The sequence below is a fragment of the Kitasatospora sp. NPDC052896 genome (assembly GCF_044547075.1).
In the GTDB taxonomy this organism is placed as follows: domain Bacteria; phylum Actinomycetota; class Actinomycetes; order Streptomycetales; family Streptomycetaceae; genus Kitasatospora.
On the sequence record NZ_JBITZU010000001.1, the window covers coordinates 442,122 to 458,896 of the forward strand.

11 protein-coding genes are annotated in these 16,775 nt (G+C 73.3%); all 11 read right to left on the bottom strand.

What is annotated here, in order from left to right; translation table 11 throughout:
* The 11 genes from ACIGXM_RS02055 to ACIGXM_RS02105 all read right to left on the bottom strand — a co-directional run bounded on the left by ACIGXM_RS02055 (position 1) and on the right by ACIGXM_RS02105 (position 16,755).
* Positions 1-267 carry a phosphopantetheine-binding protein gene (locus ACIGXM_RS02055; RefSeq protein WP_396555841.1) on the bottom strand — a complete coding sequence of 89 codons (267 nt, stop codon included), beginning with the start codon at positions 265-267 and terminating at the stop codon, positions 1-3.
* On the bottom strand, positions 257-1,783 hold the full coding sequence (locus tag ACIGXM_RS02060) for an AMP-binding protein (protein WP_396555843.1): 1,527 nt from the start codon (positions 1,781-1,783) through the stop codon (positions 257-259). Before ACIGXM_RS02060 ends, ACIGXM_RS02055 begins: the two co-directional genes overlap by 11 nt.
* Entirely contained in the window at positions 1,780-5,142 is a 3,363-nt protein-coding gene (locus tag ACIGXM_RS02065; RefSeq protein WP_396555845.1) for an amino acid adenylation domain-containing protein, read from the bottom strand. Before ACIGXM_RS02065 ends, ACIGXM_RS02060 begins: the two co-directional genes overlap by 4 nt.
* Positions 5,139-7,400 (bottom strand): class I tRNA ligase family protein, encoded by a 2,262-nt coding sequence (locus ACIGXM_RS02070; protein ID WP_396555847.1) that lies wholly within the window; start codon positions 7,398-7,400, stop codon positions 5,139-5,141. Before ACIGXM_RS02070 ends, ACIGXM_RS02065 begins: the two co-directional genes overlap by 4 nt.
* Positions 7,387-8,454, bottom strand: a complete 1,068-nt coding sequence (locus ACIGXM_RS02075; RefSeq protein WP_396555849.1) for an NAD(P)/FAD-dependent oxidoreductase — start codon at positions 8,452-8,454, stop codon at positions 7,387-7,389. Before ACIGXM_RS02075 ends, ACIGXM_RS02070 begins: the two co-directional genes overlap by 14 nt.
* 5 nt (positions 8,455-8,459) lie before the next feature.
* On the bottom strand, positions 8,460-9,779 hold the full coding sequence (locus ACIGXM_RS02080) for a lysine N(6)-hydroxylase/L-ornithine N(5)-oxygenase family protein (protein ID WP_396555851.1): 1,320 nt from the start codon (positions 9,777-9,779) through the stop codon (positions 8,460-8,462).
* 98 nt (positions 9,780-9,877) lie between these two features.
* Positions 9,878-11,044 carry a saccharopine dehydrogenase family protein gene (locus ACIGXM_RS02085; RefSeq protein WP_396555853.1) on the bottom strand — a complete coding sequence of 389 codons (1,167 nt, stop codon included), beginning with the start codon at positions 11,042-11,044 and terminating at the stop codon, positions 9,878-9,880.
* Positions 11,037-12,101, bottom strand: coding sequence for a saccharopine dehydrogenase (locus ACIGXM_RS02090; RefSeq protein ID WP_396555855.1), 1,065 nt, complete (start codon positions 12,099-12,101; stop codon positions 11,037-11,039). The genes ACIGXM_RS02085 and ACIGXM_RS02090 overlap by 8 nt, the downstream gene beginning before the upstream one ends.
* Positions 12,102-12,153: 52 nt before the next feature.
* A complete protein-coding gene (locus ACIGXM_RS02095; RefSeq protein ID WP_396555857.1) occupies positions 12,154-13,281 on the bottom strand; it encodes a cytochrome P450 in 1,128 nt (375 codons plus the stop codon).
* A gap of 46 nt (positions 13,282-13,327) precedes the next feature.
* On the bottom strand, positions 13,328-14,578 hold the full coding sequence (locus ACIGXM_RS02100; protein ID WP_396555859.1) for an acyl-CoA dehydrogenase family protein: 1,251 nt from the start codon (positions 14,576-14,578) through the stop codon (positions 13,328-13,330).
* Entirely contained in the window at positions 14,578-16,755 is a 2,178-nt protein-coding gene (locus ACIGXM_RS02105; RefSeq protein ID WP_396555861.1) for an iron-containing redox enzyme family protein, read from the bottom strand. The genes ACIGXM_RS02100 and ACIGXM_RS02105 overlap by 1 nt, the downstream gene beginning before the upstream one ends.
* Positions 16,756-16,775: the final 20 nt, after the last annotated feature.

Genomic DNA, 16,775 nt, shown 5'->3' on the forward strand with positions numbered 1-16,775 from the left:
TCAGACCGCCTTTGCCGTGGTGATGGCCTCGACGACCTCGCGCAGGGTCGTCATCCGGGCCAGGTCGTGTTCGGTGAACCGGGACAGCTCGGTGCCGGTCTCGTCGCACAGCGAGGTCAGGAACAGCACCTTGTTGAGCGAGGTCAGCCCGTAGGCTCCGGCCATGTCCGCGTCCGGGTCGATCGCGTCCGGGTCGACCGGGGTGGTGAGGACCAGGGAGAGGTTCTCCCGGGCCGCGGTCTCCGTCTCGGGGTGGTCAGTGTGCATGGATACCCTCCTGGGGTTGGTCGAGCTGGTCGGCGTAGGCGGCCCGGATCTGCGGGCGCCTGGGCTTGAACTGCGAGGTGAGCAGGCCGTTCTCGATGGTGAACGGCTCCCGGGCCACCACCACCCGGCTGATCCGCTCGTCCCGGTCGAGCGCGGCGTTGGTCCGGGCGAGCTGCTCGGCGATCGCCGCCTCGTCGGCGGGCAGGGTGGCGGGTGAGACGACGGCGACGAGGTCGGTCTGCGCGGGGCAGAACAGCACGCACTCCTCGATCGCCGGGCCGGACTTCAGGCGTTCCTCGATCGGCCGGACGATCACCTTCTTGCCGTTGTCCAGCACGATCACGTCGTCGGCCCGGCCCCGGATGAAGAGGAAACCGTCCTCGTCCAGGTAGCCGAGGTCGCCGGTGCGGACGATCCCGCCGGGCCGGAACACCCGCTCCGAGACGCCCGGGGCGGCGAACTCGTAGCGGACGTTGACCGGGTGGTCGCTACGGACGCTGACCACGCCGTCCTCGTCGAACAGCACCTGCTTGCCCGGCACCACCCGCCCGACGCTGCCCTCACGGAACGCTCCGGGGTGGTTCTTGGCGACGATGCAGGTCTCGTTGAGGCCGTAGCCCTCGTAGATCGGCACTCCGGCCTCGGTGTAGAAGCGCAGCATGGCGGGGTCGGCCGGGGCGGAGCCGGTCCACAGGTAGCGGACCCGGTCGCCGAAGAACCGCTGGGCCTCCGCCCGGATCCCGGTCCCCGCTCGACGGGCCCGGCCCTCGATGTGCCGGCGGGCGGTGTCGAAGAACGCCGGCACGCCCATCACCACGGTCGGGCGGGCCCGGCGCAGCGTGGAGAAGGCCGCCTCGTAGGTCGAGACGGTGACGTCGTGGCCGTACCGCAGCGCCGAGTAGATCCAGTACCGCTGTTGCAGCAGCGAGAGCGGGAGGAAGACGAACAGGTTGTCGTCCGGGGCGTGGTGGAACATCTGCTGCACCGCGCGCAGCGAGCTCTCGATGCTGCCCGCGGTCGCGCCGAGGCCCTTGGGCTCGCCCGTGCTGCCCGAGGTGAACTTGATCGTGGTCACCTGGTCCGGCGCGTACCGCACCGGTGCCGGGGCGTCGGCCGGGTCCGCCGCGTCGGCGATCCGGCCGACCTCCGCGATCGGCACGGCGCCGGCGGCCTCGGACGGCTGGTCGGTGAAGAGCAGCTTGAGCCCGTAGCGGGCGAGCAGCGCGTCGTCCGGCGCGAACTTGCCGGGCTCCAGGCCGGCGGTCACCGCGCCCAGCCGGAGCGCGGCGAGGTCGAGCAGCACCCACTCCAGCCGGTTGGCGGAGAGGATCCCGATCCGGTCGCCGGCGCCGATCCCTCTCGCGTGCAGCCCGGCGGCCAACTTCACCGATCGGGCGTGGAGTTCGGCCAGCTCCAGGGTCTCGGTGCCGTCCAGCCGGGCGAAGGAGATCCGGCCGGTGGCGGGCGGGACGGTCAGCACGTGGTCCAGCACGTGGTCCAGCACGGAGTCCGTCATCGGGAGGCCTCCCCGGTGGTCGAAGCGGCGGCCGTCGCGCCGGCCGGGGGCACCTGGACGGCGCTGATGTGGGCGGCCATCAGCCGGACCGTCTCCAGCTCGGGGAGCCGGTCCAGCGGGATGCCCACCCCGAACCGCTTGCGCACCGCGGTCAGGATCCGGGCGGCGCTGATCGAGTCACCGCCGAGCGCGTAGAGGTTGTCGTGCGGCCCGACCGTGGCGCCGCGCAGCACCTCCGACCAGATCCCGCCGAGCACCAGCTCGGTCTCGGTGGCCGGCCCGTCGTCCAGCGGCGCGGGCGCGGCCGGCTCCTGGTCGGCGGCGGGCGCCTGGTCGACCAGCGCGCTCCGGTCCACCTTGCCGTTCCTGGTCAGCGGCAGCTCGTCGTGCCAGACCACGACGGACGGGATCATGTAGTCGGGCAGTTCGGCCCGCAGCTCCTGGCGCAGCGCCGCCACGTCCGGTCGGTCGGCCCCGGCCGGGACCAGGTGGGCGACCAGCCGGTCGCCCCGGGCGCCGGTCTGCCGGACCACCACGGCCTGCCGGACGGCGTCCCGGGCGGCCAGCCGGGTCTCGACCTCGCCGGCCTCGATCCGGTAGCCGTTCACCTTGATCTGGAAGTCGCTGCGGCCGAGGATGGCGATCTCGCCGCTGGGCAGGTAGCGGCCGAGGTCGCCGGTCCGGTAGAGCCGCTCGCCGCGCCGCTGGTCGGTGTGGAACCGCTCCGCGGTGCGCTGCTCGTCCCGCCAGTAGCCGCGGGCCAGGCCGGTGCCGGCCGCGACGATCTCGCCGGTGACCCAGTCGGGCGCGTCCTGGCCGTGCTGGTCGAGCACGTAGGCGCGGTTGTTGCTGTTCGGCCGGCCGTACGGGATGCTCTCGCTGCCGTCCTCCTCCTCGCCCACCGGGTGCAGGATGTTCCAGATGGTGGTCTCGGTGGGACCGCCGAGCGAGACCACCTCCAGGCCCGGCCGGAGCCGGCGCAGCGCGGCCGGCAGGGCCGGCGGCAACCGGTCGCCGCTCATCATCACCAGCCGCAGCGCGGGCGGCGCGGCCCGCTCGGCGACGGCCTGGTCGTGCATCAGCGCGACGATGGCGGGCACCGAGTTCCACACCGTCACCCCGGCGCTCTCGCAGAGCCGCAGCCAGTGGGCCGGATCCACCGCCTTGTCGCGATCCGGCATCACCAGGGCCGCGCCCGCGGTGAGGGCGCCGAAGACGTCCCAGACCGACAGGTCGAAGTTGAACGCGCTGATCGCGAAGAACCGGTCGGCGGGGTTGATGCCGAAGCGGCCGCGACAGTCCGCGACCACGTTGGCCACGTTGCGGTGGGTCACCATCACGCCCTTGGGCGTACCGGTCGTCCCGGAGGTGTAGAGCACGTAGAGCAGGTCGTCCGGGTTCGCGCCGGGCAGCACCGCCAGCGGCGCCGGCTCGCCGACCGGCGGCTCGTCCCACGCGTCCAGGGCCAGGACGTCCCGTCCGTCCTCCTGCCAGGCCGCGTTGGTGAGCACGCAGCGCACCCGGCCGTCGGTCAGCAGGTACCGCTGCCGCTCGGCCGGCAGCCCGGCGTCGACCGGCAGGTAGGCCGCGCCCGCCAGCACGGTGGCCATGATCCCGACGAGCTGCTCCGGCCCGCGGCTCATCACCAGGCCGACCAGCTCGTCCCGCCCGACCCCGCGCTCCCGCAGCCAGCCGGCGGCCCGGGCGGCCCGCCGGTGCAGCTCGCCGTAGCTGATCGAGCCCCGCGAGGTGATCACCGCGACGGCCTCGGGCGTGCGCAGCGCCTGGGCGGTGAAGGCCTCCTGCAGCAGCTGGTCCGGCCGCTCGACCTCGGTGTCGTTGGCCGCCCGACGGCGCTCGCGCTGGTCCTCGGGGAGCAGGTCGAAGGTGGTGGCGGACCAGGCGGACTCGTCGAGCAGCGTCTCCAGCAGCTGCTGGTAGCCGGCGGTGAGGGCGTCCAGCAGGCCCTCCGGGAACAGCTCGTCGATGCCGTCCAACTGGACGACCAGGCCGCCGTGTTGCTCCATCGCGAAGGCGTTCAGCCACACCTGCGGGGTCTGGCTGACGGAGTACACCTCGGCGCCGAAGAGCTCCAGCGCCGAGCCGTCGACCTCGTCGTGCACGTAGCCGATCGCGCTGTTGAAGGTGAACGGCATCCGGGCCTCGGCCGCGCCGCCGCGCCGCCGGCCCAGCTCGCGCAGCACCTCGATACCGGAGTGGTGCCGGTGGTCCAGGTTGCTGCGCAGCCGCGCCTGGAGCGCCTTGCCGCGCTCGCGGAACGGGAGTTCGCGGTCGATCTCGACCTCGACCAGCATGGTGTCCGAGAACGGCCCGATCGCCGCGCTCATCCGCGGGTGGATCGGCGGCCGGTTGGCGACCGTGGTGTTGAGGGTGAACCGGGAGCCCGCGCCCCAACAGGAGAGCGCCTCCCCGTAGGCGGCGAGCAGCAGGGCGGACGGGGTGAGGCCGGCGCGCTTGGCGGTCTCCTTCAGCCTGGCCCAGGCCTCGGCCGACAGCCGGACCTGGCGCTGGGTGAAGCGCGGTTCGGTGATCGCGGCCGGGCTGGTCCGCAGCGGCAGGTCCGGGTGCGGCGCGAGGTCGTCCAGCAGCCCCGCCCAGTACGTGCGGGAGCGCTCGGCGGGCGCCTTGGCGCGGGCGGAGTCCAGGGCCGCGATGTAGTCCTCGAACGGCAGCTCCCGGCAGCTCCCGGCCGGCTCGCCCCGGTACTCGTCCCACCAGGCGCGGAAGAACAGGAAGGAGCTGATGCCGTCCATCACCAGGCCGTCGTGGCTGACGTGCAGCACCATCAGGTCGTCGGTGAGGATGGTCACCTCGACGGCGACCAGCGGCGCCCGGTCGGCGGGCAGCACCCGGTGCGAGCGCTCCTCGCGCAGCGTGAGCCGGATCCGCTCCTGCTCGTCCGCCGGCTTGCCGCGCAGGTCGAGCCGGTCGATCCGGAGGTCCACCGCGGCCTCGACCACCTGCCGGCCCTCCTCGCGGAACCGGCTGCGCAGCGGGGCGTGCCGATCGACCACGGCCAGCAGCGCGGTCTCCAGCCGGTCCAGGTCCCAGGAGCCCTCGATCTCGTGGTAGACGTGGCTGGCGACGGTGCCGATCTCGAAGATCCCGCCGCGGCCGAGCAGGTAGCCGTGTTGGAGCGGGGTGAGGGGGAAGCTGCCGGGCTCCTGCTGTGCCGCCACGCTCAGGTGGGCGACCAGCTCCGGCTTGAACTGCTTGATGCGCGAGATGAGTTGGGGGTCCATCCGGTCCCGCATGCCCTGCAGCCGGAGGTCGCCGCCGCTGACCGTGATGGTCAGGCCGCTGGCTTCGATGTCGCGGAGTACGTCGAGGTGGTTCATGCCGTGGCTCCGATCACCTCGGCCACGGCGCCGGCGTCGGCGCGCTGCTCCAGCAGCGTGGCGAGGGTGCCGAGGTCGTGGTCGCCGAGCAGTTCGTCGACCAGCAGGTCGACGCCGAGCGCGTCGAGGATCTGGTACTGCAGCGAGACGGTCTGCAGTGAGCTGGCGCCGAGGTCGATCAGGGTGGCCGAGGCCGGGGCCTGCTCGATCTGCAGCGAGCTGGTGACCAGGTCGGTGAACCAGCCGAGCAGCGCGGGCTCGGCGGAGGCGGCCGGGGCGCCGAAGAACACCCGACCGGCGAGCTCGACCCGGCTGCCCGGCGCGAGCAGCTCGGGGCCGGTCGGCCAGCGGTCCGGCACGGGCAGGCCGAGCGCGGCGGCGAGGCGGCCGGCGAACCGGGGCATCACCGGCGCGGCGCCGTGGGCGAGCAGCTTGGCGGCGGCGAGTTCGAGCGCGATCGTCGTCCGCGCCTCGTCGCGCCAGCCGGCGGCGTCCGCCAGCGTCCTCTCCTGGGCCGCGAAGCGCACGGTGTCCTGGACGATGCCGTTCAGCTCGGCGGCGGCCTGGTTGAGCGAGAAGCCGTCCTTGCCCAGGCTGCCGGTCAGCGCGGTGAGCCGGGCGCCGAGCCGGCCGAGGAAGGCGGTCTGCTCGGGGGTCCAGTTGCCGGCGTCGGGGGCGAGGCCGTCGTGGTGCTTGCGGACCCGTTCGCCGAGGTCGTTCAGCCAGGCCTGCCAGCCGTCGATCAGGGTCTCCCGGAGCACCGTCTGGTAGTCGTCCCGGCGGAAGTTGGTGCGCCGGCCCTCGGGGCGGGTGAGGGAGAGGAAGTAGCGGACCGAGTCGACGGTGTCCGGGCCGAGGATCTCCTTGCCCCAGATCGCGTGCCGCCGGCTGGTGGAGAACTTGGCGCCCTCCAGCAGGTAGAACTCGTTGACGTGGTAGTCGATGTCGGCGTCCCAGCCGGGGTGCGCCAGCCGGTAGAGGGCCGGGTAGAGGATCGCGTGGTAGAAGCTGTTGTCGTAGCCGAAGAAGTGGACGACCTTCCAGTCCGGCTGCGGCTCGGCGGCCCGCCAGTCCTGGCCGAGCCGGCGGCCGAGCGCCTCGATGCCGTGCAGGAAGCCGTAGCTCATCTCCGGCCAGACCCAGATGACCTGGCCGGCGCCGGCCGCCTCGGCCGGGCTGACGCCCCAACTCGACGGGTGGGTGAGCGAGATGTCGAGCCGGGAGCGGCCGAACAGCCGCCCGGCGAGGTCGCGGAGCCGGGCGGGGACCCGGCCGGCCCGGTGGTGCGCGGCGATCTCCGCGTCGAACTCGTGCAGCGGGAGGGTGTACCGGTTGGCGGTGCCGGTGCGCGGCGGGGCGTCGGACCGGTTGGAGCGGGGCTCGACCAGGTCCACCACGGCGTTCGGTTCGCCGCACTCCTCGCAGATGTTGCCGCTGGTGCCCGAGCCGCAGGTGGGGCAGCCGCCCTTGACGTCGACCTCGTAGAGGTAGGCACCGGACTCCGCGTCGAAGAGCGCGGGGGCCTGCACGGTGTCGACCCGCCCGGAGTCGACCACCCGGGAGAAGAAGGCCCGCAGTCCGTCCGGGTAGGACGGGTCGTCGTTGGTGACGGTGTACTGGTCGAGCGGGATGTCCATCAGCTCGAGCGTCCGGGCGATCTCGGCGCTGTAGTGCGCCGCGGTCTCGGCCGGGGTGCGCCCCTCGCGGTCGGCCGCGCCGACCACGTAGCTCTGGAAGTCGTCGCTGCCGGTGAGGTGGAAGGCCCGGGTGCCGTTCATCCGCTGGTAGCGGACGAAGGCGTCGGCGCCCAGGTACGGCCCGGAGAGGTGGCCCAGGTGCAGGTCGCCGTTGGGCGTGGGCGGGGTGGAGAAGACGAAGACCGGACGGTCCGCGAAACCGGTGCGGTCGGAGCGCTGGGAGGCGCTCAGCGCCCGCTGCGCGTCACGCCAGTACTGGGTGACGAAGAGCAGGTCCGACTCGCCGGTGTTGTGCAGCACGTGGGACTCGAAGGGCTCGAACAGGGCCACCGTGCCGGGCACGGCGGGGTGGTGCTGGTCGCCGACGACGAACTCGCCCGAACCGGCCACGATCACGAAGAACTCGGTCTCGTCGTGGTGGTGCAGCTGCGAGCTGACCCCCGGGGCGACCCGCCCCCAGCCGGCGCCGGAGCCCTGGACGCCCTCGATGCCGTCGATGCTGCTCATGTCGATGCCGAACGCCTCGTGGAGCACGGCCTCGTCGTAACTACTGATGATCACGGTGACTCCCTGGCGTGGACGGAAGGTTGAGCAGGTCGGCGGCCTGTGCGGCGATGGCCGGGGCGAGCCGGTAGCCGGAGCCGTTGGCGGCGCCGGCGAAGACCAGTCGCGGGTCGGCCGGCAGGGTCCGCACCAGCGGCTCGCCGGTACCGCTGTAGGCGTCGCAGAACACCCGGCCCGAGTCGCAGTGCTTGGCGAACTCAGGTGACAGCGCCCGCAGTTCGGCGAGCGCGTCGCGCAGGTCGCGATCGGACAGGCCGTGGTTGAGGGCGTCGGGATCGACGTCCCACTGCCGACAGGTGTGACTGAACAGCCAGTACCCCTCCTCGTGCAGGGGCAGCAGGAAGGCGTCCTCCTCCTGGAACACGATCGCCCGGTCGCCGGGTTCGGGCCGCCGCTCGACGTGCAGCGCGACGATCTTCTTGACCCGGGCGCCCAGCGGTGCGACCAGCTCCCGCCAGGCGGGGGCGGCCAGCCACGGGCCGGGCGCGAGCACCACCTGACGTGCCACCACCTGCTGTTCCGGACCGAGCTGGAGGACGATCTCCTCCGGGCCCAGCCGCAACGCGGTGACCTCGATCCCCTCGTGGACCTCGACCTGCGGCCGCAACTCCCGCAGCAGGCCGCGGCTCAGCCCGTGCACGTCCGCGTACTGGCCGCCCTCGACCTCCCAGACGCCGGCGTCCGCGGGCACCTCGACCAGGCCACCGGGCAGCCCCGCGGTCTCGGTGGGCTTGGCACTGTCCAGGAAGTTCTCCCGCACCAGGCTCCCGGAACGGGCCACCACCGACATGGCCAGCCGGTGGATCGGCAGCTCGGGGTGGCGGCCGAGCAGCTCCGCGTAGTAGTCCTGGCTGTAGGCGGCCATCCGGCGCACCCGCTCGGTGGAGCCGCGTGGGAAGTGCAGGCCCGCCGAGCGGCGGCTGGCGCCCGCGCCGACCGCGTCGCGGTCCAGCACGGCGACCGACAGCTCGGGGGCGCGGGAGTGGATCTCCCGGGCGGTCAGACAGCCGATGATCCCCCCGCCGACGACGGCGATGTCGACCTCGGTCATCACGCTCACCCCTCCCACTGCGCGGTGGCGGCCGCCTTGGCGGACCAGTCGATGAACGACTCCAGCTGCTCCTGGTCCCGGACCCCGCGCAGCCGCTCGATGATCCGGCGGCTGCGCCAGGCGTTCAGGCTCAGGTTGGGGTCGGCCAGGCCGCGCTGCTGCTTGGCGGCGTTCTGCACGAAGATGTTCCGGTCGGCCGGGCCGTCCCAGCGGACCGCGTAGTCCTGGTCGATCCGCAGCTCGTCCCCCTCGCGCTCCAGCCGGTCGGCGATCGGCGCCAGGAAGTCGGTCGGGGCCGGCCGGTAGCCGGTCGCCCAGATGACCACGTCCGCGTCGTAGCGCTCGGCGCTCTCCGGGTGGTCGTTGTGCCGCACCCGCAGCTCCCAGCCGCCGACGGCACCCGGGCTCACCTCGGTGACCTCCCGGTTCGGCGCCAGCGCGACCAGGTCCTGGGTGCCCTCGATGAAGCGGTGCACGTAGATCCGCTGGTAGATGTCGCGCAGGGTGGACTCCGACACGCCGTCGCTGGTGAGGGTGTGCTCCCGGTTGAACCGCTCGCGAGCCTCGGGGGCCAGGCCGTGGAAGTAGTCCGAGTGGTCGGGCATGTAGAAGTCGTTGGTGAACGGCGAGTCGTCGATCGGGAAGTAGTTGCGCCGGCGGGAGATCCAGGTGACTCGGCGGGGCAGCTCGTGGCCCGGCCGGGAGATCAGGTCGAGGAAGGCCTCGGCGCCGGACTGCCCGCCACCGACCACCGCGACCCGCTTGCCGGCCAGGCCGCGCGCCTTCTCCACGAAGTCGCTGATGTGGAACTGGGTCGGGCCGAGCAGGCCTTCGGCCAGCGCCGGCACCCAGGGCCGGGTGCCGACGCCGAGCACCAGGTTGTCGGCCGTCACCGTGCGGCGGCTGGTCCGGACCACGAACCGGTCCGCGAAGTCGACCGACCGGACCTCCTCGCCGAACACCACGTTCTCGTTCCGCCGGCTGGCCCACTCCAGGTAGTTGCGGAACTCCAGCCGTGGCACGTCCGAGAACTGGGCGTTCAGGAAGTGGTAGATCCGGCCCTGGTCGTGCAGGTAGGACAGGAAGGAGAACGGGTTGGTCGGCTCGGTCAGACTGACCAGGTCCTTGAAGAGCGACACCTGCAGCGTCGCCCCTGGTATCTGCTGCCCGTCGTGCCAGCCGAAGCTCGCCCTCCGGTCGAGGAAGAGGTTCGACACCTCGGGATGACCGTGCAGCAGTGAGGCCAGGCTGAGGTTGGCCGGGCCGGCCCCCACGCCCACGCAGGTGAAGTGGGCGGGTTCGAACTGGGTGGATTGCTGGGACATGTCGGCCTCTCTTACTCGGGTGGCGATTCGGGAGAACCGGGGTGTGCGGGAAGGGTGGGGCGTCAGGCGGGCCCGGGCGGCGGTCAGGCCGTCTCGACTCAGGCCGTCTCGCGGAACCGGAAGCCGATCCCGCGCTCGGCCAGGAAGGCCAGCCAGCGCTCGGCCTCCTCGGGCGTCTCGGCCGCCCGGTGCAGCCCGGCCGGGAGCTCGCCGGACAGGATCCGGGTGATCCCGTAGGCGAGCGGCAGCGAGACGCAACGCGCCATCGCGCTCTCGGTCTCGCTCCCGACCAGGTCGAGCAGGTACTCGCCGGACCAGCTCCGGCCGTCGGTCGCCCGCAGGCTCAGGGCGACGGCCAGCACCACCCGGTCCCGGTCGGTGTCGGTCATCGGGTAGCGGGCCGCGAGGTCCCGGGCCAGCGCGCCGATCCGTGCGTCGTCCCCGCCGGTGAGCGTGGCGAACACCGGCTCCCAGGCCGCCCGCCAGCCCTCCAGCCGGAGCGTGCCGCGGACGAAGGTCGCCAGCCGCCACCCGGACGGCAGGCCGTACTGGGCGACGAACGGGAGGCTGTCCCGGTTCGGGTACACCTCGAACGGCTCGCCGTCCAGCAGGTGGGTGCTGGTCGCCTCCCACGGGCGCTCGGCGGTCCGCTCCGCCCCCTCACCGATGTAGCGGGCCGGCGAGCGCAGCGCGGAGAGCACCCCGTTCGGTGCCCAACTGAACCGGTAACGGAAGTCGTTGGGCACCGCCGGGACGCCGCCGCAGTACGACGTGAAGTCGGCGTCCACCGCCACGCCGGGCAGCGCGGCCTGCCCGCGCGCCACCAGCAGGTGGGCCATCAGGTGGTCGATGCCCGGGTCCAGTCCCGCCTCGGTCAGCACCACGGACCCGCTCGCGGCGGCGTCCCCGGCAGCTGCCCGGAGCTCCGCGGAGACGTAGCTGGAGCAGGCGAAGTGCGCGCCCCGGCGGACGCACAGCTCGACCAGTTCCGGGTGCCGGACGGCGGGCAGCATCGAGACCAGCACGTCCCCGGGGGCCAGCTCGGCGGCCAGCGCGTCGAGGTCGAAGGCGCGCACGGCGGCCCGGCCCAGCAGGCCGAGTTCGGCCAGCCGCCGCTCCGCGCGCTCCTCGGTGCGGCCCCAGAGGACCACCTTCGCGGCCTGCTCGCAGACCAGCCGCAGGCCGCTGGTGCCGGTGGACAGGCCGGTGCCGACCCAGTGGACCGTTCCGCTGGCGGTGGATATCGCGGCTGTCGCATCAGACATGGTGAACCTCCAGGTCGTTCGCGCGGCAGGCGGCGACGAAGTCGTCCGCGCAGCGCCGCCAGGGCGAGGCCGGGTCGTCGTCGCCGAGCAGCGGCAACTGCGGCGACAGCTCGGCGGAGAAGGCGCGGCTGGCCTCGGCGGGCAGCAGCGAGGGCAGGTTGTCGATCGCGATCAGGTCGAGCGGCTTGGCCTCGCGCAGCCGCCGGACCGGCTGCCGCCAGTCGGTGACCGCGTCGTACACCGGCAGCACGTTGAGGTCCGAGGTCACGTCGCAGGTGACGTCGGCGACCACGGAGAGCCGGCGGCGCGGATCGTCCAGGTCGGCGGGGCGCAGGAAGGGCGGGATCGGCCGGGTGGCCAGCACGGTGTTCAGCAGGATGTCGTGGTCGAGCAGCGCCGCCCGGTCGAGCTGTCGGGTCTCCGCGACGTCCCACTCGGTCGGGGTCAGCCCGGCGGTTCGAAGCGCGTCGACCGCGCCCCGGCCGCAGCGGCCGAGCGCCCCGATCACCAGCGCGGCGGGCGGCTCCGCGACGTGCGGCTCGCCCAGCGCCGCGTCCAACTCGGCCTTGCCGAGCGGTTCCAGCGGGGTCCGCAGCCGACCCCGGCCGTGCAGCACGGCGAGCGCCGCGCCGACGTACCCGGCCCAGTAACCGAAGGCCGCGAGCCGGCGGCCGGCGGCGTCGGCCAGGTACTCCAGGTCGAGCAGCGTGCCACCGCCCGCCGCGAACCGGCCGAGCAGCTCGCCGGCGCCGTCCTGGCCCTTGTAGGCGTGCCCGAAGAAGATGTGACGATGCGTCAGCCTGGCTGGCCCGTCGGGGAGTTCCTTCAGGCCGAGGATGTGGGTGTCGGCCGGGGCGGCGGTCCAGGAGCCGGCCGCCGCGGTGGCGCAGCCGGCCGCGACGTACTCGTCGAGCGGGTAGACCCGCTGCGGGGATTCCTCGACGGTGATCTGGACGCCGTGTTCGACCAGCTGTCGGGCGTCGTCGGGCACGATCGGGGCACGGCGCTCGGTCGAGCGCACCTCGTGCCGGATCCACAGCCGTGGCATGTTCGCCATCGGGTCGTTCCTTCCTGCGTGTGTCGCGTGGTGGGTCGGGTGGCGGGCGGGTTCAGAGCACCGGGATGCGGGCGTTGGCCAGCGGCCGGTACGCCACCTCGGCGGGCAGGTCCGACGACGGGTCGAATCCGCCGGCCAGCAGTTCGCCCAGCACACCGGCGGTGATGGCCACCGCCAGGTTCTCGCCGGGGCAGCGGTGCGCGGCGGCACCGAAGGTGAAGACCGCCGGCGCCGGGCGGCCCGGGCGGAACGCGTGCGGATCGGCGTTGACCGCGGGGTCGCGGTTGGCCGCCGCCAGCAGCAGCAGGATCGGCTGTCCCGGCTCGACCAGGGCGTCCCCGTGCTTGAACGGCTCGGCCGCGAACCGCCGGGTGTTCTGGATCGGCGCGTCGTGCCGGACCACCTCGCGGACCACGTCCGCCAGTTGGTCGGCCGAGCGCGGCAACGCGGCGTCGCGCAGCGCCAGCATGCTGTTGCCGATCAGGCCGGCGGTGGCGTCGTAGGTCTGCGAGAGGAACCCCACGGCGTTCGCCAGCAGCGGCCCGGTCTCGGCCCAGTCGTGCCGGCCGGCCGCGCCGACCAGCGCCCCGAGCAGCCCGGTGGGCTCCTGCGCCAGCCGGGGCCCGAGCAGCAGCCGCAGCCGCTCGGCGGCCACGGCCGCCGCCCGCTGCTGCTCCGGGGTCGCCGAGGCCGGGATGCACTGGACGAAGTCGCCGATCAGCCGGGCCGCCTCCGCGTCGGCGCCCTCGTCGAGCCCGCACAGCGCCGCCACCACCTGGGCGGGGACGGCGAACATCAGCTCCCCCAGCTGGGGTTCGCCCCCGGCGGCCAGCACGCGCCGGGTCCGCTCGGCGGCCAGCGCGGCCGTGCGCCCGAGGTCGGCCGTCAGCAGCGCCTCGACCACCACCCGCTTGAGCCGCTGCTGGACCGGGCCGTCGGTCATCCGGACCAGGTCGCCGAAGACCTCGCCGGCGGCGGTTCCCAGCAGACCGGTCGGCACCGGCTCGGCCGGCGGGCGTACCCGGCACTCGGCGGACCGCAGCACGGCGGTGACGGCTCGCGCGTCACTCGCCACCCACGCCGACGCCGACTCGTCGTAGGCGAAGGGCCGTTCGGAGACCAGGGTCGCGTAGTAGGGGTAGGGATCGGGATGCCGGACGGCGTCGACCGGTGTGAGCATGAGGGTCGTTCTCCTCGGATGGTTCAGGTTCGGCGGGGCGGACGGTTCAGCGAGCGCGGCGCGCGTCGAGCGCGCCGGCGATCGTCGACTGTTGAACCTCTGACGTGCCCTCGTAGACACGCAGCGATCGGATCTGCCGGTAGAGCCGCTCCGGCAGGCTGCCCTGGACCAGCCCGGCGGCCCCGAACATTTGCACGCAGCGGTCGACGATCCGCTGGGCCGCCTCGGTGGCGTGCAGCTTGGCGATGCTGGAGTGCTTGGCGAAGCCCCGGCTGCCCCGGTCGAGTTCCCAGGCCGCCCGGGCGACCAGCAGCGAGGCGGCGTTCAACTCGACCTCCATGTCGGCGAGATCGGCCTTGACGGTCGGCAGGTCGAACAGCAGGCCACCGTAGATCGAGCGCTGCCGGGCGCGGCCCTGGGCGGCGTCCGCCGCCCGGCGGGCGAAGCCGACGGCCGCCGCGCCCACCGTCATCCGGAACCGCTCCAGCAGGTCCATCGCGACCACGAAGCCACCGCCGCGCCGGCCGAGCACGCTCCCGGCGGGCAACCGGCAGTCCTCGAAGGCGAGATGGGCGAACGAGCGCGGGGCGATCACCTCCAGCGGCTCACGGACCCGCAGGCCGGGGGTGTCCGCCGGGACCAGGAAGGCGGTCAGCCCGAGCGGCCCGGGCCCCTCGCCGGTGCGGGCGATCACCACGAACAGGTCCGCGATCGTGCCGTTGGCGATCCACGCCTTGTGCCCGTTGAGCACGTACTCGTCGCCGTCCCGCTCGGCGCGCAGGGCGAGCGCGGCGACGTCCGAGCCGGCCTGCTCCTCGGAGACCGCGAAGGCCCCGGCCAGCGTGCCGCTCGCCATCGCGGGCAGGAAGCGCCGCCGCTGCTCCTCGGTGCCGTAGCGCAGGATCGGCGTGGCCGACAGCGTCTGGATGGAGAAGGCGAAGTCGGCCAGGTCCTCGGTGTAGGCGAGGGCCTCCCGGGCCAGGCAGAGCGATCGGAAGTCGCCGTCGGCCGGGTCGGCTCCGCCCGACTCCGGTGCTCCCGCCGCCGACTGGTCCAGGAAGGCCAGCCAGCCGGCCTCGCCGAGCACCCGCAGGATGTGCCGGCCGGCCTTGTCCGGGGTCTCCTGGCGGGCCTGCTCCCAGAACTCGGCGCGGTCCTCGCACCACTGCCCCAGGGCCAGTGCGCGGGCGCGGTGCCGGGGTTCGTAGAAGGGGAGGTCGAGGATCTCCCGGTCCAGGGGGACGGATCCGGCCGAGGACGCCGGCCGCGGGGCGGGCCGCACGGTGTCGTCTCCCATCAGATCACCAGGTCCGCGGGCTGCGGCTGGTCGGCCAGCGACCTGACCAGCTGGTGTTCCACGAACCAGGCGAACGAGGCGTAGCCGCGCCAGATCCGCCGCCACTCCTGCTGCACGGCCGCCTCCCCGGAGTCGCGCCGCACCCCGTCCAGGTAGCTGACGACGATGTCGGCGGACTGCCGGGCGTGGCCGGCCGAGACGTTGTCGATCGACAGGTGCGCCTCCTCGTAGCCGGTGTCGAGGTTGTGCCGGCGCAGCTTCTGGATCTCGTGCAACCGCATCTCCCCGAGCCCGAACATCTCGATGCCGAGGTTGTAGCCGAGGATCTCGTTGTAGAGGCTGTCCGGGAACAGCGACAGGCAGAGCTGGTGGATCGAGAACCCGTAGAGCTCGTCCGGCAGTTCGCCCTGGTCGAGGAAGTCCGCGGAGCGGATGTGCGGCAGCAGGACGTCCATGCTGGCCAGCACCTGCCGGATCAGCGTGATGTGGTTCTTGGCGAGGTCGCCCCGGCCCATCTCGTCCGCGTAGATCGAGAAGAGCATGGCGTCGCTCTGCCGGTGGTACCGGCCGAGGTTGCCGATCCGGTGGGCCCAGGTGCCGTCGATCAGACTGCCGAGCGCGAAGGTCTTCTGGTGGAAGATCACCTCCTCGCGGTCGGGGATCTCCTCCAGCGGCCGGTACGGCTCGACCAGCTTGTCCCAGTAGATCCGGTCGACCCGCTCGTACAACGCCGGTGCGCTGTAGTCGAAGTAGCTGGCGTCGGTGTAGCGGCCGCCGGTGCCGTGCGCGAAGAGCAGCTCGGCGCGGTCGAGTCCGGCCAGCGCCAGCTTCCGGGCCAGCGGCAGCGTGTTGGGGTACGTCTCGATGTTCACCAGGCGGTGGAAGAGCTCACGGTCGTCCCTGGGCGCCGGCTCGGCGGTCACCAGGTCCGCCGGTGCCGGACCGGCGAGCGCCGCCTGCCAGTGCGCGGCCCGCGCCTCGCCGCTGCGGTCCGGGACGAAGTCCAGGTCGGCGGGCTCGCCCTCGGCCACCGCCTCCGCCCAGGCCTTGAAGACGGCCGCCTCACGCTCGTCGAAGATCCCGAACATCGGGCCGCCGAACTTGATGGCCCGGGTGAACGGGCAGCCGCCGGTGCGCAGCGGTCGGAGCTGGCGGGAGGCGCGGAACTCCTTGACGAAGGCCGCCGGTTCGAAGTCCGGGTCCGCCAGCAGCTCCGAGAGCAGCTGCCCGCCGATCCGGACCGCACGGTGCTGCCGGCCCGCGAAGAGCCGGTGGCGCTCGACGATCTCGGCGACCCTGGCGTCCAGTGACAGGCCGCGCCGCCACTCGGCCAGCTCGGCCAGCAGCGCCACCTGCTCGCGCTCCAGCCGGACGACCAGTCGGACCGCCCGCACCAGCCGCTGCCACTCCGGCGCACCGGACAGTTCGGCGAACTCGGCCAGTACGGAACGGAGTTCGTCCGCACTGAGGGGCGATTCGGCCGCGTCGGTCAGCAGCTCGTCGACGCCGAGCGCGTGGAAGGCGTAGTGGACGCCGACCACCTCGGGCAGGTGGCTGGCGGGCAGCCGGGAGAGCGCCAGGTAGAACGCGCCGTGCAGGGCGGTCAGCGGACGGGCCCCGGCCTTGCGCAGGAAGTCGGCCTCCTCGATCTCCGGGAGCAGGACCCCGGCGTCCTCCAGGGCCCGGCGCCGCAGGTGGTGGAGCGAACGCGGCGGCTGGCCCGCGCCCTTGAGCGAGAAGTGATGGGCGAAGAGGCGGTTCACGATGACCGCCGGCTGGGTGGCCGGCTGCGAGAGGGTGTCCAGCCAGCAACCGCCGAGCAGGGCGAGCGGCGCGCGCTGGCTCAGTACCGCCTCGCGCACCTCGCCCGGCTCGGGCGCGATCCGCCCGACCGCCGCCGCGAGCTCCGCGCGGGCCGCGGCCACCTCCGCGACCAGTTGCTCGACGGGGAGTTCCTGGTCGGCGTCGTCGGCCGGGAGGAAGGCGGCGAGCACGCGACGGGCGAGGAGCAGCGCCGTCTCGGACTCCTGGTCGGCCAGTAACCGTTGGAACAGCTCGGTCGGTGGCCCGCCGAGCAGCTGCTCCGCCTCGGCCTGCGCGGCCTGGCCGACCTCGAACGGGCGCGGTGGCAGTGAGACGATCAGATCGGCATGGGGATGACTCTGGTACGCGTTCACGGGGCACTCCACATCGGTGG